At 70.1% G+C, this 20,307-nt stretch carries 20 protein-coding genes; all 20 read left to right on the top strand.

Going from position 1 to position 20,307, the window contains the following annotated elements; genetic code table 11:
• The first annotated feature begins 74 nt into the window (after positions 1-74).
• The 20 genes from rho (at position 75) to A6A06_RS00945 (ending at position 20,223) form a co-directional block, all read left to right on the top strand.
• Positions 75-2,144 (top strand): transcription termination factor Rho, encoded by a 2,070-nt coding sequence (gene rho, locus A6A06_RS01040; RefSeq protein WP_073757838.1) that lies wholly within the window; start codon positions 75-77, stop codon positions 2,142-2,144.
• Positions 2,145-2,518: 374 nt separating this feature from the next.
• Entirely contained in the window at positions 2,519-3,643 is a 1,125-nt protein-coding gene (locus A6A06_RS01035) for an LCP family protein (RefSeq protein ID WP_073757836.1), read from the top strand.
• 173 nt (positions 3,644-3,816) lie between these two features.
• Positions 3,817-4,041: a 50S ribosomal protein L31 gene (rpmE, locus tag A6A06_RS01030; protein ID WP_073757834.1), complete on the top strand. Its 225-nt coding sequence runs from the start codon at positions 3,817-3,819 to the stop codon at positions 4,039-4,041.
• A 175-nt stretch (positions 4,042-4,216) separates the two neighbouring features.
• On the top strand, positions 4,217-5,296 hold the full coding sequence (gene prfA, locus A6A06_RS01025) for a peptide chain release factor 1 (protein WP_073757832.1): 1,080 nt from the start codon (positions 4,217-4,219) through the stop codon (positions 5,294-5,296).
• A 91-nt stretch (positions 5,297-5,387) separates the two neighbouring features.
• On the top strand, positions 5,388-6,227 hold the full coding sequence (gene prmC, locus A6A06_RS01020; RefSeq protein ID WP_073759599.1) for a peptide chain release factor N(5)-glutamine methyltransferase: 840 nt from the start codon (positions 5,388-5,390) through the stop codon (positions 6,225-6,227).
• Positions 6,228-6,280: 53 nt separating this feature from the next.
• Entirely contained in the window at positions 6,281-6,928 is a 648-nt protein-coding gene (locus tag A6A06_RS01015; RefSeq protein WP_073757830.1) for an L-threonylcarbamoyladenylate synthase, read from the top strand.
• The gene (locus A6A06_RS01010; RefSeq protein ID WP_073757828.1) at positions 6,925-7,587 is read left to right on the top strand and encodes an arsenate reductase/protein-tyrosine-phosphatase family protein; all 663 of its coding nucleotides are present in this window, start codon (positions 6,925-6,927) and stop codon (positions 7,585-7,587) included. Before A6A06_RS01015 ends, A6A06_RS01010 begins: the two co-directional genes overlap by 4 nt.
• A gap of 674 nt (positions 7,588-8,261) precedes the next feature.
• Positions 8,262-9,599: a serine hydroxymethyltransferase gene (glyA, locus tag A6A06_RS01005; RefSeq protein WP_073757826.1), complete on the top strand. Its 1,338-nt coding sequence runs from the start codon at positions 8,262-8,264 to the stop codon at positions 9,597-9,599.
• A 99-nt stretch (positions 9,600-9,698) separates the two neighbouring features.
• Positions 9,699-11,057 carry an MraY family glycosyltransferase gene (locus tag A6A06_RS01000; RefSeq protein ID WP_199930619.1) on the top strand — a complete coding sequence of 453 codons (1,359 nt, stop codon included), beginning with the start codon at positions 9,699-9,701 and terminating at the stop codon, positions 11,055-11,057.
• Between the two features lie 290 nt (positions 11,058-11,347).
• On the top strand, positions 11,348-11,785 hold the full coding sequence (locus tag A6A06_RS00995; RefSeq protein WP_073757824.1) for a hypothetical protein: 438 nt from the start codon (positions 11,348-11,350) through the stop codon (positions 11,783-11,785).
• A gap of 279 nt (positions 11,786-12,064) precedes the next feature.
• Positions 12,065-12,862: a F0F1 ATP synthase subunit A gene (gene atpB, locus A6A06_RS00990; RefSeq protein WP_073757822.1), complete on the top strand. Its 798-nt coding sequence runs from the start codon at positions 12,065-12,067 to the stop codon at positions 12,860-12,862.
• Positions 12,863-12,942: 80 nt separating this feature from the next.
• Positions 12,943-13,182, top strand: coding sequence for an ATP synthase F0 subunit C (gene atpE, locus A6A06_RS00985; RefSeq protein ID WP_030022192.1), 240 nt, complete (start codon positions 12,943-12,945; stop codon positions 13,180-13,182).
• Positions 13,183-13,244: 62 nt separating this feature from the next.
• Positions 13,245-13,793, top strand: coding sequence for a F0F1 ATP synthase subunit B (locus A6A06_RS00980; protein WP_443333712.1), 549 nt, complete (start codon positions 13,245-13,247; stop codon positions 13,791-13,793).
• Positions 13,790-14,605 (top strand): F0F1 ATP synthase subunit delta, encoded by an 816-nt coding sequence (locus A6A06_RS00975; RefSeq protein WP_073757818.1) that lies wholly within the window; start codon positions 13,790-13,792, stop codon positions 14,603-14,605. Before A6A06_RS00980 ends, A6A06_RS00975 begins: the two co-directional genes overlap by 4 nt.
• 151 nt (positions 14,606-14,756) lie before the next feature.
• Positions 14,757-16,349, top strand: a complete 1,593-nt coding sequence (gene atpA / locus A6A06_RS00970) for a F0F1 ATP synthase subunit alpha (protein WP_073757816.1) — start codon at positions 14,757-14,759, stop codon at positions 16,347-16,349.
• Positions 16,350-16,369: 20 nt separating this feature from the next.
• A complete protein-coding gene (locus A6A06_RS00965) occupies positions 16,370-17,290 on the top strand; it encodes a F0F1 ATP synthase subunit gamma (protein WP_073757814.1) in 921 nt (306 codons plus the stop codon).
• A gap of 5 nt (positions 17,291-17,295) precedes the next feature.
• Positions 17,296-18,738, top strand: coding sequence for a F0F1 ATP synthase subunit beta (atpD, locus tag A6A06_RS00960; protein WP_073757812.1), 1,443 nt, complete (start codon positions 17,296-17,298; stop codon positions 18,736-18,738).
• Positions 18,739-18,846: 108 nt separating this feature from the next.
• On the top strand, positions 18,847-19,230 hold the full coding sequence (locus tag A6A06_RS00955) for a F0F1 ATP synthase subunit epsilon (protein WP_073757810.1): 384 nt from the start codon (positions 18,847-18,849) through the stop codon (positions 19,228-19,230).
• A gap of 149 nt (positions 19,231-19,379) precedes the next feature.
• Complete coding sequence (locus A6A06_RS00950; protein WP_073757808.1) at positions 19,380-19,829, top strand: DUF2550 domain-containing protein; 450 nt, start codon at positions 19,380-19,382, stop codon at positions 19,827-19,829.
• A 61-nt stretch (positions 19,830-19,890) separates the two neighbouring features.
• Entirely contained in the window at positions 19,891-20,223 is a 333-nt protein-coding gene (locus tag A6A06_RS00945) for a DUF6234 family protein (RefSeq protein ID WP_073757806.1), read from the top strand.
• The last annotated feature ends 84 nt before the right edge of the window (positions 20,224-20,307 follow it).

The following is a 20,307-nucleotide window of genomic DNA, read 5'->3' as shown; positions in this document are numbered from 1 at the left end:
CGGGACCGCAGCCGGACAGCACAACCGGTCGCCGAGCCAGACAGGCCGACGCCCGCTCCAGGGAAGGACCCTTCGTGAGCGACACCACCGATCTGATGGGCGTACGCACCGATGGCAGTGCCACCGCGCCCGCCACGGACGCTCCCGCCGCGCCTGCGCGGCGCCGCCGTTCCGGCACCGGCCTGGACGGCATGGTCCTGGCAGAGCTGCAGCAGGTCGCCTCCAGCCTCGGTATCAAGGGCACCGCGCGGATGCGCAAGAGCCAGCTGATCGAGGTCATCAAGGAGAAGCAGGCCGCCGGCTCCGGTTCCGGCGCCGCTGCCAAGGGCGACGCGCCCGCAGAGACCGAGACCAAGCCCAAGCGCCGGGCGACCTCCAAGGCCCGTACGGGCGAGGACGGCGACGCCAAGGCCGCGGGCAAGGCGGACGGCAAGGCCGCCGCCGACAAGGGCGCCGCCCAGCAGCAGATCGACATCCCGGGCCAGCCCAGCGACGAGCAGCCGGCCGGCGAGCGCCGCCGGCGCCGCGCCACCGCCGCCGCGGGCAGCCCCGACGGCGCCGGTGAGGCGAAGTCCGAGGGCAAGGCCGAGGCGAAGGCCGACACCCGTACGGCACCGCGCGAGGACGCCAAGGCCGAGGCCGCGGCGGACAACGCCGAGGGCCGCCAGGGCAAGGGCGACCGCCAGGACCGCGGGGACCGCCAGGACCGCGGCCAGAAGGGCGACCGCCAGGGGGGCGACCGCCAGGGCCGTGGCGAGCGCGGTGAGCGCGGCCAGCGCGACCGCCGCAACAAGAACAACGACGGCGGTGACGGCAACCAGCAGGGCGGCAACCGCCAGCAGCGCGACAACCGCGACAACCGTGACAACCGCCGGGCCGACGAGGACGGGGACGACTTCGAGGGCGGGCGCCGCGGGCGCCGCGGCCGTTACCGGGACCGCCGCGGCCGCCGCGGCCGTGAGGACTTCGGCAACGAGCCGCAGGTCTCCGACGACGACGTGCTGATCCCCGTCGCGGGCATCCTCGACATCCTCGACAACTACGCGTTCATCCGGACCTCCGGCTACCTGCCCGGCCCGAACGACGTGTACGTCTCGCTCGCCCAGGTCCGCAAGAACGGCCTGCGCAAGGGCGACCACGTCACCGGCGCGGTCCGCCAGCCCCGCGAGGGCGAGCGGCGCGAGAAGTTCAACGCGCTGGTGCGCTTGGACACCGTCAACAGCGTCTCGCCCGAACAGGGCCGCGGCCGCGCCGAGTTCGGCAAGCTGACGCCCCTTTACCCGCAGGAGCGACTGCGCCTGGAAGGCGAGCCGGGCGCGCTGACGCCGCGGATCATCGACCTGGTCGCGCCGATCGGCAAGGGCCAGCGCGGTCTGATCGTGGCCCCGCCGAAGACCGGCAAGACCATGATCATGCAGGCGATCGCCAACTCGATCACCCGCAACAGCCCCGAGTGCCACCTGATGGTCGTCCTGGTCGACGAGCGTCCCGAAGAGGTCACCGACATGCAGCGGTCGGTCAAGGGCGAGGTCATCTCCTCGACCTTCGACCGCCCGGCCGAGGACCACACCACCGTCGCCGAACTCGCCATCGAGCGTGCCAAGCGCCTGGTGGAGCTGGGTCACGACGTGGTCGTCCTGCTGGACTCCATCACGCGTCTGGGCCGTGCGTACAACCTCGCCGCCCCGGCGTCGGGCCGCATCCTGTCCGGTGGTGTCGACTCGACCGCGCTGTACCCGCCGAAGAAGTTCTTCGGTGCCGCGCGCAACATCGAGGACGGCGGCTCGCTGACCATCCTGGCCACCGCGCTGGTCGAGACCGGCTCGCGGATGGACGAGGTGATCTTCGAGGAGTTCAAGGGCACCGGCAACATGGAGCTCAAGCTCGACCGGAAGCTCTCGGACAAGCGCATCTTCCCGGCGGTGGACGTGGACGCGTCCAGCACCCGCAAGGAAGAGATCCTGATGGGCAGCGACGAGCTGGCCGTCGTCTGGAAGCTGCGCCGGGTGCTGCACGCCCTGGACCAGCAGCAGGCCATCGAGCTGCTGCTGGACAAGATGAAGCAGACGAAGTCCAACGCGGAGTTCCTGCTCCAGATCCAGAAGACGACCCCCGGCATGGGCAACGGCAACGGCAACGACTGACGCCCGTACCCCGTAGCGGTCGCCCGCGCTCGTACCGGCGCAGGACACGGCCGTAGCCGCACGGCAGAGCCCTTCCGGTCACTTCGGTGACCGGGAGGGCTTCTCGCTGCCCGCAGAAACCCGCAGATTGTTGCCTTGCGCACACGCACCCGGTCCACGGAGGTCATCACTCCGCTTTCTGACTCCGGACGAAAGTCCTGGTCACCGGGGCGTAAGCCGACGTGTGCCGGAGCCGCGAGGGGCCGGTTTCTAAGAATGGCTCTCAATCCCGTTGTGCAACCCTTCCGGTCTGCCCTCCGTCTTTCAAGGCGCAACAAACCGTGGCTGAACGGTGGCGGCGAGGGGCAGCCGAGAGAACGAGGACTGAGGAGCAGATGGCGGACGACAGCAGCGCCGCGAACGCGGCCAAGAGCCGTTCCCGCGGCATACGTGCCACGGGCCGCCGGCGCAAGGGCCCGACCCGGCGCCGCCGCGCCCTGACGATCACCGTGTGCGCGCTGGTCAGCTGCGTACTGCTCGGTGGCGCGGGACTCGGCTACGTCTACTTCAAACTCAACGGCAACCTGAAGGGCGTCGACATCAACGCCGCCCTGGGCAACGACCGGCCCAAGAACAACGACGACGGGTCGATGGACATCCTCGTCATGGGCTCGGACTCCCGGGCGGGCAAGAACGGCGCGTACGGCACCGACGAGGGCGGCGCCCGCTCCGACACCGCGATGATCGTGCACGTCTTCAAGGGCCACAAGAAGGCCAGCGTGGTCAGCATTCCGCGCGACACGCTGGTCCAGCGCCCCGACTGCACCAAGGACGGCAAGGAGATACCGGGCCAGCGCAAGGCCATGTTCAACACCGCCTTCGAGGTCGGCGGTCCGGCCTGCGCGGTCAAGACCGTCGAGTCGATGAGCGGCATCCGCATGGACCACTTCGTCGAGGTCGACTTCACCGGCTTCAAGAAGCTCATCGACGCCCTCGGCGGCGTGGACATCACCACCACCAAGGCCATCAACGACAACAAGAGCCACCTGAACCTGGAGCCCGGCAAGCACACCCTCAACGGTGAGGACGCCCTCGGCCTCGTACGGACCCGGCACGGCGTGCCCGGCGGCGACGGCAGCGACCTGGGCCGCATCCAGCTCCAGCAGACGTTCGTCAAGGCACTGATGAAGCAGGTCAAGAGCATCGGGCTGCTGTCCGACCCGACGAAGCTCTACGGCATCGCCGACACCGCCACCAAGGCCATCACCACCGACAGCGACCTGAACTCGGTCAACGCGCTGATGGGGCTCGCCAAGGAGATGGGCGGTATCGGGTCGGACCAGATCGACATGGTCACCCTGCCGGTCACCTACGACCCGAAGAATCCTTCCCGCGTGCTGCCGCTGGAGAAGCAGTCCCGGCAGGTCTGGGACGCGCTGCGCCAGGACCAGGACATCCCGAAGGAAGCGATCAAGGATTCCGCAGGTGACAAGGGCGGAACCGACAGCTACGTAAAGTAGCCGAACCGTTCCCTCAGCTCGTTTCCCACGGCCGCGGAACCCCCGGGAATACTTTCCGGACCACCCCGGTTTGGGGAGATGAGGTCAGTCCTGGCAGACTGGACCGTCGGCCCCGGTTCACGTGACGCAATCCGCGGAACGACCCGGAGCCCTCCCGAACCTAGGAGAATCCCTTGAAGCGCGACATCCACCCGGAGTACGTCGAGACCCAGGTCAGCTGCACCTGTGGCGCGTCGTTCACCACCCGTAGCACCGTGGCCGGCGGCACCATCCGTGCCGACATCTGCTCCGAGTGCCACCCGTTCTACACGGGCAAGCAGAAGATCCTCGACACCGGTGGCCGCGTGGCCCGCTTCGAGGCCCGCTTCGGCAAGGCCGCTGCCTCGGCCAAGAAGTAGCGACCAGCAAGGCGCCGGTTCCGTCCCGCCCCGCGAAGGGGCGGCGGACCGGCGTTTTGTCGTCCAGGCCAAGGACCCCGCCGGAGGTCCCGGGGCCGCGGCCCACGCCGCACAGGTGCCGGCAACCGGGAACCCCCGGATCTCGGAAGACTCAGCCAGGTGAGGAACCCCCACGATGTTCGAGGCGGTCGAGGAACTGATCGGCGAGCACGCCGACCTTGAGAAGCGACTGGCCGACCCCGCGGTCCACGCCGACCAGCGCGAGGCCAAGCGGCTCAACAAGCGCTATTTCGAACTGACCCCGATCATCACGGCCTACCGCTCCTGGAAGCAGACCGGCGACGACATCGACACGGCCCGCGAACTGGCCGCCGACGACCCGGACTTCGCCGACGAGGTCAAGGACCTCGAAGCACGCCGCGAGGAGCTGACCGAGAAACTGCGGCTGCTGCTCGTCCCGCGCGACCCCAGCGACGACAAAGACGTCATCCTGGAGGTCAAGGCGGGCGAGGGCGGCGAGGAGTCCGCGCTGTTCGCCGGCGACCTGCTGCGCATGTACCTGCGCTACGCCGAGCGCGTCGGCTGGAAGACCGAGATCCTCGACGCCAACGAGTCCGACCTCGGCGGCTACAAGGACGTCCAGGTCGCCGTGAAGACCAAGGGCGGCAACGGTGCCACCGAGCCCGGCCAGGGCGTGTGGGCCCGCCTGAAGTACGAGGGCGGCGTGCACCGCGTCCAGCGGGTGCCCGCCACCGAGTCCCAGGGCCGCATCCACACCTCGGCGGCCGGTGTGCTCGTCACGCCCGAGGCCGAGGAGGTCGAGGTCGAGATCGGCCCGAACGACCTGCGCATCGACGTCTACCGCTCGTCGGGCCCCGGCGGCCAGTCGGTCAACACCACCGACTCCGCCGTACGCATCACCCACCTGCCCACCGGCATCGTCGTCTCCTGCCAGAACGAGAAGAGCCAGCTCCAGAACAAGGAGCAGGCCCTGCGCATCCTGCGCTCGCGGCTGCTGGCCGCCGCCCAGGAAGAAGCCGAGAAGGAGGCGTCGGACGCCCGGCGCAGCCAGGTCCGCACCGTCGACCGCTCCGAGCGCATCCGGACGTACAACTTCCCGGAGAACCGCATCTCGGACCACCGGGTCGGCTTCAAGGCGTACAACCTGGACCAGGTCCTCGACGGCGAGCTCGACCCGGTCATCCAGGCGTGTGTGGACGCCGACTCGGCCGCCAAGCTCGCGGCCGCCCAGTAAGCCCGTAGAACCGAGCCGGAGGAACAGCGTGCCGTCGCCTTCCGGGGGTCACGACCCCCAGCGGCCCCGCCGCGGGCCCAACCCCCGCACCGTGCTGCTCGCCGAGGTGGCCCAGGCCACCCAGCGGCTGGCCGACGCCGGCGTACCCTCACCGCGTTTCGACGCCGAGGAACTCGCCGCGCACGTCCACGGCGTCAAGCGCGGCGAACTGCACCGGGTCCCCGACGCGGACTTCGACGCCCGCTACTGGGAGGCCGTCGCCCGCCGGGAGGCCCGCGAGCCGCTCCAGCACATCACCGGGCGCGCCTTCTTCCGGTACCTGGAGCTGCACGTCGGGCCCGGCGTCTTCGTACCCCGCCCGGAGACCGAATCGGTCGTCGGCTGGGCGATAGACGCCGTACGGGCCATGGACGTCGTCGAACCGCTCATCGTCGACCTGTGCTCGGGCTCCGGAGCCATCGCGCTCGCCCTGGCCCAGGAGGTGCCGCGCTCCCGGGTGCACGCCGTGGAGCTGTCGGACGAGGCCATGCAGTGGGCACGCAAGAACGTCGAGGGGTCCCGCGTCGTTCTCCAGCAGGGCGACGCGCTGACCGCGCTCCCCGAACTGGACGGCCAGGTCGACCTGGTCATCTCCAACCCGCCGTACATCCCGCTGACCGAGTGGGAGTACGTCGCACCCGAGGCGCGCGACCACGACCCCGAACTCGCGCTGTTCTCGGGCCAGGACGGCCTGGACACCATCCGCGGCATCGAGCGGACCGCGCACCGCCTGCTGCGGCCCGGCGGCGTCGTGGTCATCGAGCACGCCGACACCCAGGGCGGCCAGGTTCCGTGGATCTTCACCGAGGAGCGGGGCTGGGCCGACGCGGCCGACCACCCCGACCTGAACAACCGGCCCCGATTCGCCACCGCGCGCAGGGCGACGCCATGACGAGCCCGGCCCCCACGAGTCATCTGTACGTTCCGCACGAGGAGGTCCGTTAAATGGCACGGCGATACGACTGCAGCGACGCGACCGACCGCGCGACCGGTCTGCGCGAAGCCGCATCGGCCGTCCGCCGCGGCGAGCTGGTCGTGCTGCCGACCGACACCGTCTACGGCATCGGCGCGGACGCGTTCAGTGCCGAGGCCGTCGGAGACCTGCTGGAGGCCAAGGGCCGCGGACGAGGCATGCCCTCCCCGGTGCTCGTCGGCTCCCCGAACACCCTCCACGGGCTCGTCACGGACTTCTCCGAGCAGGCCTGGGAGCTGGTCGACGCCTTCTGGCCCGGCGCGCTGACCCTGGTCGCCACCCACCAGCCGTCGCTGACCTGGGACCTGGGGGAGACCCGCGGCACGGTCGCGGTCCGCATGCCGCTGCACCCGGTCGCCATCGAGCTGCTCACCGAGTTCGGCCCGATGGCCGTCTCCAGCGCCAACCTCACCGGGCACCCGTCGCCGCAGGACTGCGACGCGGCCCAGGAGATGCTCGGCGACTCCGTCTCCGTCTACCTGGACGGCGGCCCGACCCCCGCCGCCGTACCGTCCTCCATCGTGGACGTCACCCGCGAGGTGCCGGTGCTGCTGCGCGCGGGCGCGATCAGCGCGGAGGAGCTGCGCAAGGTGGTACCCGGGCTCGAGGTGGCGAATTGATTGCGCCCCTCGGGCGTGGCATAGCGGGACCCGGCGAGGACAGCTACCGCACGTTCCGCATCCTCCACGTCAGCACCGGCAACGTCTGCCGCTCGCCCATCACCGAGCGGCTGCACCGGCACGCCCTCGACCTGCGGCTGGGCGAGGACCGCGGCGGCCTGGTCGTGGAGAGCGCCGGCACCTGGGGCCACGAAGGCGCGCCCATGGAGACCCACGCCGCCACGGTCCTGGCCGACTACGGGGCCGATCCGGCCGACTTCACCGGCCGGGAACTGCTGGACGAGCACGTCATCCGGGCCGACCTCGTCCTGACCGCCACCCGCGACCACCGGGCCCAGGTCATCTCCATGGGCCACTCGGCGGGACTGCGCACCTTCACGCTGAAGGAGTTCAACCGGCTGGTACGGGCCATAGACCCGGCGACGCTGCCCGAGCCCGACCCGGCGCTGCCCGGCGGCGGGCTGGTCGAGCGCGCCCGCGCCCTGGTCGGCGCCGCCGCCGCGCTGCGCGGCTGGCTGCTGGCGCCGACTCCGGAGGCGGACGAGGTCTACGACCCGTACGGCGCGCCCATCACGTTCTTCCGCTCCATCGGCGACGAGATCAACCAGGCGCTGGACCCCGTCGTGACGGCGCTGACGGGAGTTCCGGCCCGCGCCTGACCCCCTGGGGCGGCGGGCCCCGCGAACGCCGCTCAGAAGGGCCGCGGAGCCCCGCCGTGCGCCGCTCTGAAGGGCCGCGGAGGCCCGCCGTGCCACCGGCCCGCACGCTTCGCCCCCGCCACCCCTGGGTAAGCCCCCGCCGGGGGGACGATCACGTTCGATTCGCCCTGTAGGCGCGCAGCGGGGGTCGGCTCGGCGTGGGCCGGTCTTGGCCCCGGCCTTCGCCTGGCCCCCGGCCCGCGCTTGACCTCTGGGCGGCGGGCTCCGCGAACGCCGTTCTGAAGGGCCGCGGAGGCCCGCCGTGCCACCGGCCCGGACGCTTCGCTCCGGCCGCCCCTGGGTAAGCCCCCGCCGGGGGGACGATCACGTTCGATTCGCCCTGTAGGCGCGCAGCGGGGCCCGGGTCGGCTTGGGCTGACCTTGGCTCAGCTCAGCTCAGCCCAGCCCAGCCCGGCCCGGCCCAGCCCCGCCCCCGGCTCGGCTCTCGCCCCGCCTCGGCCTGGCCCTCGCCCCGCCCCCTGCCTTGGCTCTCGCCCCGCCTCGGCCTGGTCCTCGCCCCGCCCCCGGCTCGGCTCTCGCCCGCCCCCGACCCCCGCCCGGCACATCCGCCGCGCTCGATTGCCGTACCGCGCCTACATTGGGACCACGTTCCCGTACGAGGCCCGGAGCCAGCCATGCCCGCCACCACCGCGTCATCCCGGAGCGACATCACGGCTGCCCGGGGGGAGGCGGCCGGGCAGCGGGCGGGGGAGGGCCGGTACCGGCCGCCCGCCTGGTCGCCCGACTTCGCCGGGTTGCTGCGGGAAGACCCCGAGATCGCCGGGGTGCTGCTCGCCGAGGCGGCCCGGCAGGGCGACGGGCTGCAGCTCGTCGCCGCCGAGAACTTCTCCTCCCGGGCCGTGCTGGCCGCCCTCGGCTCCCCCCTGGCCAACAAGTACGCCGAGGGATACCCGGGCGCCCGGCACCACGGCGGGTGCGAGGTCGTGGACCTCGCCGAGCGGCTCGCCGTGGAGCGCGCCAAGGCCCTGTTCGGCGCCGAGCACGCCAACGTCCAGCCGCACTCCGGCTCCTCGGCCGTACTGGCCGCCTACGCCGCCCTGCTGCGCCCGGGTGACACCGTCCTGGCCATGGCGCTGCCGCACGGCGGGCACCTGACCCACGGCTCCCCGGCCAACTTCTCCGGCCGCTGGTTCGACTTCGCGGGCTACGGCGTCGATCCGCACACCGGGCTGCTGGACTACGACGAGGTGCGCGAGCTGGCCCGCCACCACCGGCCCAAGGCCATCGTCTGCGGCTCGATCTGCTATCCGCGGCATCTGGACTACGCCGTCTTCCGGGAGATCGCCGACGAGGTGGGCGCGTATCTCATCGCGGACGCCGCGCACCCCATCGGGCTGGTCGCCGCGGGCCTGGCGCCCAGCCCGGTCCCGTACGCGGACGTGGTGTGCGCCACCACCCACAAGGTGCTGCGCGGCCCCCGCGGCGGCATGATCCTGTGCGGGGCCGAGCTGGCCGAGCGCGTCGACCGGGCCGTCTTCCCCTTCACGCAGGGCGGCGCCCAGATGAACGCGGTCGCCGCCAAGGCCGTCGCCTTCGGCGAGGCCGCCACCGACGCCTTCGCCGCCTACGCCCGGCAGGTCGTCGCCAACGCGCGGGCGCTGGCCGCCTCGCTGGCCGCGGAGGGCCTGCCGGTCACCACCGGCGGCACGGACACCCACCTGATCACCGCCGACCCGGCGCCGCTCGGCGCGGACGCCCGTACGGCGCGGGGGCGTTGCGCGGCGGCGGGCATCGTGCTGGACACCTGTGCCCTGCCGTGCGCCGAGGACCCGTCCGGGCGGCGTCCCGGGCTGCGGCTGGGGGCCGCCGCGCTGACCACCCAGGGCATGGGCGAGGACGAGGCGGTGCGCGTCGGCGCGCTGATCGCGGCGGCCGTCCGGGAGGAGCCGGGGACCCGCGCGGCGACCGCGGCATTGGTACGGCGCTTTCCCCCATATCCCGATCCGGCCTGAGTCCGGGAACCGTTCGCGGGGCGGGGCTGTCTTCCCTTACGTTCACGGATAGGGGGCGGACACGCATATGGTGTGTGGCTGTGATGGCCAGCGATACCAATGGGGCAGCCCGTGCGTGAATACCTGCTGACGCTGTGCGTCACGGCCGCGGTCACTTACCTCCTGACCGGGCCGGTAAGGAAATTCGCCATCGCGGCCGGCGCGATGCCGGAGATCCGCGCGCGCGACGTGCACCGCGAACCCACTCCGCGCCTCGGCGGCATCGCCATGTTCGGCGGGCTGTGCGCGGGTCTGCTGGTCGCCGCCCACCTCACCAACCTGGAGTCCGTCTTCGAGCACTCCAACGAGCCGCGCGCGCTGCTGTCGGGCGCCGCGCTGATCTGGGTGCTGGGCGTACTGGACGACAAGTGGGGCGTGGACGCGCTCGTCAAGCTGGGCGGCCAGATGATCGCCGCGGGCGTGATGGTCCTTCAGGGCCTGACGATCCTGTGGATCCCGGTGCCGGGCATCGGGACCGTCTCGCTGAGCCCCTGGCAGGGCACGCTTCTGACGGTCGCTCTGGTCGTCATCACCATCAACGCCGTCAACTTCGTGGACGGCCTGGACGGGTTGGCCTCCGGCATGGTGTGCATCGCCGCCGCGGCCTTCTTCATGTACGCGTACCGCATGTGGTTCGGGTACGGCATCGAGGCGGCCGCCCCGGCGACGCTGTTCTCGGTCGTCCTGATGGGCATGTGCCTGGGCTTCCTGCCGCACAACATGCACCCGGCGCGGATCTTCATGGGCGACTCGGGTTCGATGCTGATCGGGCTGGTCATGGCGGCCGGCGCGGTCTCGGTGACCGGCCAGGTCGACCCGGACCTGCTCAACCTGAAGGCGGGCAGCGTCCGCGAGGCCACCCACGCGATGGTGCCGGTCTACATCCCGCTGCTGCTGCCGCTGACGATCATCGCGGTGCCGGTCGCCGACCTGGTGCTGGCCATCGTGCGCCGTACGTGGAACGGCCAGTCGCCGTTCGCCGCCGACCGCGGCCACCTGCACCACCGGCTGCTGGAAATCGGCCACTCGCACAGCCGGGCTGTCCTGATCATGTACTTCTGGTCCGCGCTGATCGCGTTCGGCGCCGTGGCGTATTCGGTCAACAACGCGAGCGTGTGGGTCGTGATGGGCATCGTGCTGCTGAGCGCGATCGGGCTGGTCCTCCTGCTGCTGCCGCGCTTCACGCCGCGGGCACCGCGCTGGATGGAGTGGATGGTTCCGCCGCGGTACCGGCGCAGTGTGCAGGCCGCGGCCGTGGCGGCGGCCGCCGAGGAGAGCGCGGCGGTCGGGGAGGCCGGGCCGTTGGACGGCGAGGGGGACCCGGCGCGGCAGCCGGTGCCGGCGGGCATCAACGGGGCCACCGCGATCGGTGACCGGTCGCGGTTCACGGACCGCCGGAAGGCCGGAAGTCATCGCTGAGGCGAGTTTTCGCTCGTACGAGCGGCACTCGAAAATACGCCCAATGGGTCACATAGCAGACAGAGTGCCATCGTGTCGCGCTCCAACGCGCGGATTACTGCTCACGTGTGACGGGTAGCACACCGAGCAGGTAAAGACCTCATCAAATAGTTTGTGATACCGTTCACGAAACCCGGCGACAGAGCCGAAGGGCCGTAGTGCGACGGTCTTTCGGCCTCAGGTTCTCCCTCAGGCCGGGTCTACGCTCGTCCCTGACGACACCACCCCCATTTTCTTGCCGGAGCGCCGCCATGCAGTCCACTGACGCCCGCCTACTTGCCAATGTCTCCGTGCCCTCGCTTGCCACCGGCGCCGTGGGCGTCGTGATCAGTGCTGTGGTCGCGGGCGGGCAGGGGGCGGTCGGTGCGCTCATCGGTACGGTGCTGGTGTTGCTGCTGATGGGGTCGGGCCTGGTGGTCCTCCAGCAGACCGCGAAGCGCCTCCCGGATCTGTTCCAGATGATGGGACTGCTGCTGTACGCCGTGCAGATCCTGGCGGTCGCGGTCTTCATGATCGTCTTCAAGGACACCACGCTCTTCAACGTCAGGGCGTTCGCCTTCACCCTGCTCGCCACGGTCCTGGTGTGGATCTCCTTCCAGGCCCGCAGCTATATGAAGGCAAAGGTTCTCTACGTGAATCCCGAATCCGCCGAGTCCAAGAAGGCGGAAACCACGGGGTCGCGGACGTGAGCCGTAGGGCCGGAATAAAAGCCCACGCGAGAGCCTGCTATCGTCCGGTGCCAACTGCGGCGCAGTCGGCGCAGGCGGCCGAGCTTCCCGGTCCCGAGTCAGGGAACCGGTTGCGCGTCCGGCCGATGCCTGTGACCCGATCCGGCCCCGCGCCGATCAGCCGCCCCCCAATCCGTAAGACCAGTCCAGTGCCGCACCGTGGCTCAATGCCGCGCCGACACAACGAGGTTGCCGTACCCATGCGCCACGCTGAAGGAGCTCGCGGTGAGTGCTGAAACGATGCTCGCCCTCGACACGGAGTGCCACCTCTTCATCCCGGGGTGTGGCTTCGAGGCCCCGGGCCTTCATTCGTTCGTCTTCGAGCCCCTTTTCACCATCGGTGGCTACGAGTTCAACAAGCCGATGCTGCTGGCCCTGGTCAGCACGGTGATCATCGTGGCGTTCTTCTGGGCCGCCTTCGGCCGCGCCAAGGTGGTGCCCGGCAAGCTGCAGATGATCGGTGAGGCGGGTTACGACTTCGTGCGCCGCGGGCTCGTCTACGACGCGCTCGGGAAGAAGGAGGGCGAGAAGTTCGTCCCCTTCATGGTCGCGCTGTTCTTCTTCGTGTGGATCATGAACTTGTGGTCGATCATCCCGGTCGCCCAGTTCCCGGTGACGTCGGTCATCGCGTTCCCCATGGGTCTGGCCCTGGTGGTCTACATCACCTGGCTCGTGCTGACCTTCAAGCGTCAGGGCTTCGTCGGCGGTCTGAAGAACCTCTCCGGCTACGACAAGTCGCTCGGCTGGGTCCTCCCGCTGATCATGTTCCTGGAACTGCTGCAGCACCTGATCATCCGGCCGTTCACGCATGCGGTCCGACTGTTCGCGAACATGTTCGCGGGCCACATGCTCATCCTGATGTTCACCGTCGCCAGCTGGTACCTGCTGAACGGCATCGGCATCGCCTACGCGGGCGTCTCGTTCGTCATGACCATCGTGATGACGGCTTTCGAGCTCTTCATCCAGGCCATCCAGGCGTACATCTTCGTGCTCCTGGCCTGTAACTACATCCAGGGCGCGCTCGCCGAGCACCACTGAGCCCCCAGGTACCCCAGCAGTCCCACCAGACGTCCGGTGGCCAACCCCCACCGGTCCATGAAAGAGAAGGAAGACACGGCATGTCCGCGACTCTCGAACTCGCCGCCGGCCTCACTGGCAACGTCGCTTCGATCGGCTACGGCCTCGCCGCCATCGGCCCCGGCGTCGGCGTCGGCATCATCTTCGGTAACGGCACCCAGGCCCTGGCCCGTCAGCCCGAGGCCGCCGGCCTGATCCGCACCAACCAGATCATGGGCTTCGCCTTCTGCGAGGCGCTCGCCCTCATCGGCATCGTCATGGGCTACGCGTACCCGTCCTAATCACGGAACGCACAGACGACGCCACTTAGACGGAAGGCATTGATGTGAGCGCCCTGGTGAACATGGCGGCGGAGGTTCCTGAGAACCCCCTCGTCCCGCCGATTCCAGAGCTGGTCATCGGCCTGGTCGCTTTCTTCATCGTCTTCGGCTTCCTCGCGAAGAAGCTCCTCCCGAACATCAACAAGGTTCTGGACGAGCGCCACGCGAAGATCGAAGGCGGTATCGAGAAGGCGGAGGCCGCCCAGGCCGAAGCCCAGCAGGTCCTGGAGGACTACCGGTCCCAGCTCGCCGACGCGCGCCACGAGGCCGCCCGGCTGCGCCAGGAGGCGCAGGAGCAGGGAGCGACGCTGATCGCCGAGATGCGTGCCGAGGGCCAGCGGCAGCGCGAGGAGATCATCGCGGCCGGCCACGCGCAGATCGAGGCGGACCGCAAGCAGGCCGCGCAGTCGCTGCGCCAGGACGTGGGCAAGCTGGCCACGGAGCTGGCGGGCAAGCTGGTCGGTGAGTCCCTTGAGGACCACGCCCGCCAGAGCCGGACCATCGACCGCTTCCTCGACGAGCTCGAGGCCAAGGCGGCGTCGGACCCGACGAAGGCAGAGGCCGGCCGATGAATGGAGCGAGCCGCGAGGCACTCGCCTCCGCACGCGAGCAGCTCGACGCGCTGACGGACAACACCGCCGTCGACGCCGCGAAGCTCGCCGAGGAGCTTGCTGCCGTCACCGCTCTGCTCGACCGCGAGGTGTCGCTGCGTCGGGTCCTCACCGACCCGGCGCAGGCCGGCGAGGCCAAGGCCGAGCTGGCCGGGCGTCTGCTCGGCGGTCAGGTCGGCGGCGAGACCGTCGACCTGCTCTCCGGCATGGTCCGCTCCCGCTGGTCGCGCTCGCGTGACCTGGCGGACGCGGCGGAGGAGCTGGCGTACGGCGCCGACCTCATCGCGGCCCAGCGGGCGGGCGCCCTCGACGACGTCGAGGACGAGCTGTTCCGGTTCGGCCGGATCGTCGCCTCGTCGACCGGCCTGCGGGCCGCGCTGACCGACCGCACCGCGCAGGGCCCGGCCAAGGCCGAGCTGCTGCGCTCGCTGCTGGGCGGCCGGGTCAACCCGGTCACCGAGCGGATCGTGGTCCGGCTTGTCGCACAGCCGCGGGGCCGTAGCCTGGAAGCAGGGCTGGACGCCCTGTCCAAGCTGGCCGCGGCGCGCCGGGACCGGATGGTCGCGGTGGTCACCTCCGCGGTGCCGCTCAGCGACACCCAGCGGCAGCGCCTCGGCGCGGCCCTGGCGTCGGTGTACGGACGGCAGGTCCACCTGAACCTCGACGTGGACCCGGAGGTCCTCGGCGGAGTGCAGGTCCGGATCGGCGACGAGGTCATCAACGGCAGCATCGCCGCACGCCTCGAAGAGGCGTCCCGGCGGATGGCCGGCTGACCCACCCCACCAACTCAAGAAGTAGTACGGCGGCCCGAGTTGGGCCGTGGACGCAGTGACATCACGGGGGCAACCGCCCCTGCCTGCGGCGGGGGGCGTACACGACCCCCGTAAACGACGACGGGCCCAACAAGGAGAGCAGGGAACCCAGATGGCGGAGCTCACGATCCGGCCGGAGGAGATCCGGGACGCGCTGGAGAACTTCGTCCAGGCGTACAAGCCGGACGCGGCCTCGCGCGAGGAGGTCGGGACGGTCAGCGAGGCCGGAGACGGCATCGCGAAGGTCGAGGGTCTTCCCTCGGCGATGGCGAACGAGCTGCTGAAGTTCGAGGACGGCACGCTCGGTCTTGCGCTGAACCTGGAAGAGCGCGAGATCGGTGCGGTTGTCCTCGGCGAGTTCAGCGGTATCGAGGAGGGCCAGCCGGTGCGCCGCACCGGTGAGGTGCTCTCGGTCGCCGTGGGCGAGGGCTACCTCGGCCGCGTCGTCGACCCGCTGGGCAACCCGGTCGACGGCCTCGGCGAGATCGAGTCCGAGGGCCGCCGCGCCCTGGAGCTCCAGGCTCCGGGCGTCATGGTCCGCAAGTCGGTCCACGAGCCGATGCAGACCGGCTACAAGGCCGTCGACTCGATGGTCCCGATCGGCCGCGGCCAGCGTCAGCTGATCATCGGCGACCGCCAGACGGGCAAGACCGCCCTGGCCGTCGACACGATCATCAACCAGCGTGACAACTGGCGCTCCGGCGACCCGAAGAAGCAGGTCCGCTGCATCTACGTCGCCATCGGCCAGAAGGGCTCCACCATCGCGTCCGTGCGCGGCGCGCTGGAGGAGGCCGGTGCCCTGGAGTACACGACCATCGTCGCCGCCCCGGCGTCCGACCCGGCCGGCTTCAAGTACCTGGCGCCCTACACCGGCTCGGCCATCGGTCAGCACTGGATGTACCAGGGCAAGCACGTCCTGATCATCTTCGACGACCTCTCGAAGCAGGCCGACGCCTACCGTGCCGTGTCCCTGCTGCTGCGCCGCCCGCCGGGCCGTGAGGCGTACCCGGGTGACGTCTTCTACCTGCACTCCCGCCTGCTGGAGCGCTGCGCGAAGCTCTCCGACGAGCTCGGTGCCGGTTCGATGACCGGTCTGCCGATCGTCGAGACCAAGGCGAACGACGTGTCGGCGTTCATCCCGACCAACGTCATCTCCATCACCGACGGCCAGTGCTTCCTGGAGTCCGACCTGTTCAACGCGGGCCAGCGCCCGGCGCTGAACGTCGGTATCTCCGTCTCCCGCGTCGGTGGCTCCGCCCAGCACAAGGCCATGAAGCAGGTCTCCGGCCGGCTCCGCGTGGACCTCGCCCAGTTCCGTGAGCTGGAGGCGTTCGCCGCCTTCGGTTCCGACCTGGACGCGGCCTCCAAGGCCCAGCTCGCCCGTGGTCAGCGCATGACCGAGCTGCTCAAGCAGGGCCAGTACCAGCCGATGCCCGTCGAGGAGCAGGTCGTCTCCGTCTGGGCCGGTACCACCGGCAAGATGGACGACGTCCCGGTGGAGGACATCCGCCGCTTCGAGCGCGAGCTGCTGGACTGGATGGGCCGCGAGAAGAAGGAGCTGCTCACCAGCATCGTCGAGGGCGGCAAGATGTCCGACGACACCATCCAGGCACTCACCGACACCGTCGCCACCTTCAAGCAGCAGTTCGAGACCTCGGACGGCAAGCTTCTCGGTGAGGACGCTCCGGTCAGCACCAGCAAGTGACGACGGAAGGGACCTGATCCATGGGAGCCAAGCTCCGGGTCTACAAGCGTCGCATCCGCTCCGTCACCGCGACCAAGAAGATCACCAAGGCGATGGAGATGATCGCCGCCTCGCGCATCGTCAAGGCGCAGCGCCAGGTGGCGGCATCGACGCCGTACGCGAGTGAGCTGACCCGTGCGGTGACGGCGGTTGCCACCGGATCGAACACCAAGCACGCCCTGACGACCGAGGCGGACAGCCCCACGCGGGCCGCGGTGCTGCTCATCACGAGCGACCGCGGTCTGGCCGGCGGCTACTCCTCCAACGCCATCAAGGCCGCCGAGCAGCTCACCGAGCGGCTCAAGGCCGAGGGCAAGGAGGTCGACACCTACATCGTCGGCCGCAAGGGTGTCTCGTACTACGGGTTCCGTGAGCGCAAGGTCACGGACTCGTGGACCGGCTTCACCGACAGCCCGACGTACGCGGACGCCAAGGCCGTCGCCGGGCCGCTGATCGCCGCCGTCCAGCAGGACACGGCCGAGGGCGGCGTGGACGAGCTGCACATCGTCTACACCGAGTTCGTCTCGATGATGACGCAGACGCCGGTGGGCAACCGGCTGCTGCCGCTCAGCCTCGAAGAGACGGCCGAGGAGGCGCAGGCGTCGTCCAAGGGCGAGATCCTGCCGCTGTTCGACTTCGAGCCGTCGGCGGAGGACGTCCTGGACGCCCTGCTGCCGCGGTACGTCGAGTCGCGCATCTACAACGCGCTGCTGCAGGCCGCCGCCTCCAAGCACGCCGCCACGCGGCGCGCGATGAAGTCGGCGACCGACAACGCGGAAGAACTCATCAAGTCGCTCTCGCGGCTTGCCAACGCGGCCCGCCAGGCCGAAATCACCCAGGAAATCAGCGAGATCGTCGGTGGCGCGAGCGCACTGGCCGACGCGACCGCGGGGAGTGACTGACAACTATGACCACCACTGTTGAGACGGCCACGGCGACGGGCCGCGTCGCGCGGGTCATCGGCCCGGTCGTCGACGTGGAGTTCCCCGTCGACGCGATGCCGGACATCTACAACGCTCTGCACGTCGAGGTCGCCGACCCGGCCGAAGAGGGCAAGCTCAAGACGCTGACCCTCGAGGTCGCCCAGCACCTGGGTGACGGCGTGGTCCGCGCGATCTCGATGCAGCCCACCGACGGCCTGGTCCGCCAGGCCTCGGTGACCGACACCGGCGCGGGCATCACCGTGCCCGTCGGTGACGTCACCAAGGGCAAGGTGTTCAACACCCTCGGCGAGGTCCTGAACGTGGACCCGTCCACGGTCGAGGTCAACGAGCGCTGGCCGATCCACCGCAAGGCCCCCAGCTTCGACCAGCTGGAGTCCAAGACCGAGATGTTCGAGACCGGCGTCAAGGTCATCGACCTGCTGACCCCGTACGTCAAGGGCGGCAAGATCGGTCTGTTCGGCGGTGCGGGCGTCGGCAAGACCGTCCTCATCCAGGAAATGATCTACCGCGTGGCCAACAACCACGACGGTGTGTCGGTGTTCGCCGGTGTCGGCGAGCGCACCCGTGAGGGCAACGACCTCATCGAGGAGATGTCGGACTCCGGCGTCATCGACAAGACCGCGCTGGTCTTCGGCCAGATGGACGAGCCCCCGGGCACCCGTCTGCGGGTCGCGCTGGCCGGTCTGACGATGGCGGAGTACTTCCGTGACGTCCAGAAGCAGGACGTCCTCTTCTTCATCGACAACATCTTCCGGTACACCCAGGCGGGTTCCGAGGTGTCCACCCTGCTCGGCCGCATGCCGTCCGCGGTGGGTTACCAGCCGAACCTGGCGGACGAGATGGGCCTCCTCCAGGAGCGCATCACCTCGACCCGTGGTCACTCGATCACCTCGATGCAGGCGATCTACGTCCCCGCGGACGACCTGACCGACCCGGCGCCGGCCACCACCTTCGCCCACCTGGACGCGACGACCGTTCTGTCGCGTCCGATCTCGGAGAAGGGCATCTACCCGGCGGTGGACCCGCTGGACTCGACGTCCCGCATCCTGGACCCGCGTTACATCTCGCAGGACCACTACAGCTGTGCTTCGCGGGTCAAGACGATCCTGCAGAAGTACAAGGACCTGCAGGACATCATCGCGATCCTCGGTATCGACGAGCTGGGCGAGGAGGACAAGCTCACCGTCCACCGCGCCCGCCGCATCGAGCGCTTCCTGTCGCAGAACACCCACGTGGCGAAGCAGTTCACCGGTGTCGACGGCTCGGACGTGCCGCTGGACGAGTCCATCGCGGCGTTCAACGCCATCGCCGACGGTGAGTACGACCACTTCCCCGAGCAGGCGTTCTTCATGTGCGGTGGCCTTGAGGACCTGAAGGCGAACGCCAAGGAGCTGGGCGTCTCCTGAGGCCCGGCCGCGCCCCGGGGGCGGCCCTGGCCGCCCCCGGTCCGTACGACCACTAGTATTTGACCCAACATCTGCCGTACCCGGCAGGTGGAGACCCGAGGAGCCATCGTGGCTGAGCTGCACGTCGAGTTGGTCGCCGCCGACCGTCAGGTCTGGTCGGGCGAGGCCAGCCTGGTCGTCGCGCGCACCTCGTCGGGCGACATCGGCGTCATGCCGGGGCACCAGCCGCTGCTCGGCGTGCTGGAGTCCGGTCCGGTGACGATTCGTACGACCGGCGAGGACGGGGACGGCACCGTCGTCGCCGCCGTGCACGGCGGCTTCATCTCGTTCGCCGACAACAAGCTGTCTCTGCTCGCGGAGATCGCCGAGCTGTCCGACGAGATCGATGTCCAGCGCGCGGAGCGGGCCTTGGAGCGGGCGAAGTCGGAGGCCGACGCGGCCGCCGAGCGCCGCGCCGATGTCCGGCTGCGTGCGGTGACGGGCGTCCACTGAAGCCCACCACCGACGAGTTCGTCCCTCAGCCGCGGGCTGCGCTGGAATCCTCCAGGGCGGTCCGCGGCTGAGGCAATGCAGGTGCGTTTTCCCCCTCGCGCCCGAACCGGCGCGTGGGTCCCCCCATCGAGGCGAGGAGGTCGGTTCGGATGGTCCTCGCTCTGCTTGTGAGCGGCGCGGTCGTCGTACTGGTGCTGCTGGGGCTCTTCGTCTTCGGACTACGGCGACGGCTCATCCAGCGCTCCGGCGGCACGTTCGACTGCAGCCTGCGCTGGAACGTGCCCGACGACGAGGCCGAGCCCAGCGGCAAAGGCTGGATCTACGGCGTCGCCCGCTACAACGGCGACCGGGTGGAGTGGTTCCGCGTCTTCTCCTACGCGCCCCGCCCCCGCCGTCAACTGGAACGCTTCGCCATCGAGGTACGGGAACGCCGTACCCCCCAGGGCGAGGAAGAACTGGCCCTGCTCTCCGACTCCGTCGTGCTCGCCTGCCGCCACCGCGGTACGAGGCTGGAGCTGGCGATGAGCGAGGACGCCCTGACGGGCTTCCTGGCGTGGCTGGAGGCGGCGCCTCCGGGCCAGAGAGTGAATGTGGCTTAGGCAGGAGAGGCCCGGACGAACGAAGCCCCGGCGCCCCTGGTCGCGGCCGGCGAGCCTGCGGGTGGATCTCGCTCTGGCGATTCCGCTGTTTGTGCTGGAGACCGCGTGGCTCGTGCTGGACTGGATGTTCGGCCTCGGTCTGGAGGTATGGGCGGCCCAGGGCAGGCAGGACCGGGTCGACGCGGCTGCCCTCGCGCACAGCGGGCGGGTGACGGTGCTGCTGGTCGCCGCGCTGGTCATGACGGCTCTCACCGGTGTCTTCCGGGCCCGCTGGACGGCGGTCGCCCATCTGCTGGTGGCTCTTCTGGCCGGCGGGGTACTGATGATCGGACAGCATGAGTGGGAGCGGAGCCACACTCCGCCCGGGTGCGTCCGCCATGCCGCGAACTGCTGAGGCTGCCGGTGCGGCTCGCGAAACCGTGGCCGGGGCCGGGTGTGCAGCGGGCCACCGGCCCGATCGGGGTGCGGTGGTTTTCCG

The sequence above is a fragment of the Streptomyces sp. CB02923 genome (genome assembly GCF_001905005.1).
GTDB lineage: Bacteria > Actinomycetota > Actinomycetes > Streptomycetales > Streptomycetaceae > Streptomyces.
This window is presented reverse-complemented; position numbering and strand designations above follow the sequence as displayed.

Bases quoted from the DNA above. Each gene is read 5' to 3' on its own strand.
- A6A06_RS01035 (WP_073757836.1), top strand. From the start codon at position 2,519: ATGGCGGACGACAGCAGCGCCGCGAACGCGGCCAAGAGCCGTTCCCGC.
- prfA (WP_073757832.1), top strand. From the start codon at position 4,217: ATGTTCGAGGCGGTCGAGGAACTGATCGGCGAGCACGCCGACCTTGAG.
- A6A06_RS01015 (WP_073757830.1), top strand. From the start codon at position 6,281: ATGGCACGGCGATACGACTGCAGCGACGCGACCGACCGCGCGACCGGT.
- glyA (WP_073757826.1), top strand. From the start codon at position 8,262: ATGCCCGCCACCACCGCGTCATCCCGGAGCGACATCACGGCTGCCCGG.
- A6A06_RS01000 (WP_199930619.1), top strand. From the start codon at position 9,699: ATGGGGCAGCCCGTGCGTGAATACCTGCTGACGCTGTGCGTCACGGCC.
- A6A06_RS00995 (WP_073757824.1), top strand. From the start codon at position 11,348: ATGCAGTCCACTGACGCCCGCCTACTTGCCAATGTCTCCGTGCCCTCG.
- atpB (WP_073757822.1), top strand. From the start codon at position 12,065: ATGCTCGCCCTCGACACGGAGTGCCACCTCTTCATCCCGGGGTGTGGC.
- atpE (WP_030022192.1), top strand. From the start codon at position 12,943: ATGTCCGCGACTCTCGAACTCGCCGCCGGCCTCACTGGCAACGTCGCT.
- A6A06_RS00980 (WP_443333712.1), top strand. From the start codon at position 13,245: ATGGCGGCGGAGGTTCCTGAGAACCCCCTCGTCCCGCCGATTCCAGAG.
- A6A06_RS00975 (WP_073757818.1), top strand. From the start codon at position 13,790: ATGAATGGAGCGAGCCGCGAGGCACTCGCCTCCGCACGCGAGCAGCTC.
- atpA (WP_073757816.1), top strand. From the start codon at position 14,757: ATGGCGGAGCTCACGATCCGGCCGGAGGAGATCCGGGACGCGCTGGAG.
- A6A06_RS00965 (WP_073757814.1), top strand. From the start codon at position 16,370: ATGGGAGCCAAGCTCCGGGTCTACAAGCGTCGCATCCGCTCCGTCACC.
- atpD (WP_073757812.1), top strand. From the start codon at position 17,296: ATGACCACCACTGTTGAGACGGCCACGGCGACGGGCCGCGTCGCGCGG.
- A6A06_RS00950 (WP_073757808.1), top strand. From the start codon at position 19,380: ATGGTCCTCGCTCTGCTTGTGAGCGGCGCGGTCGTCGTACTGGTGCTG.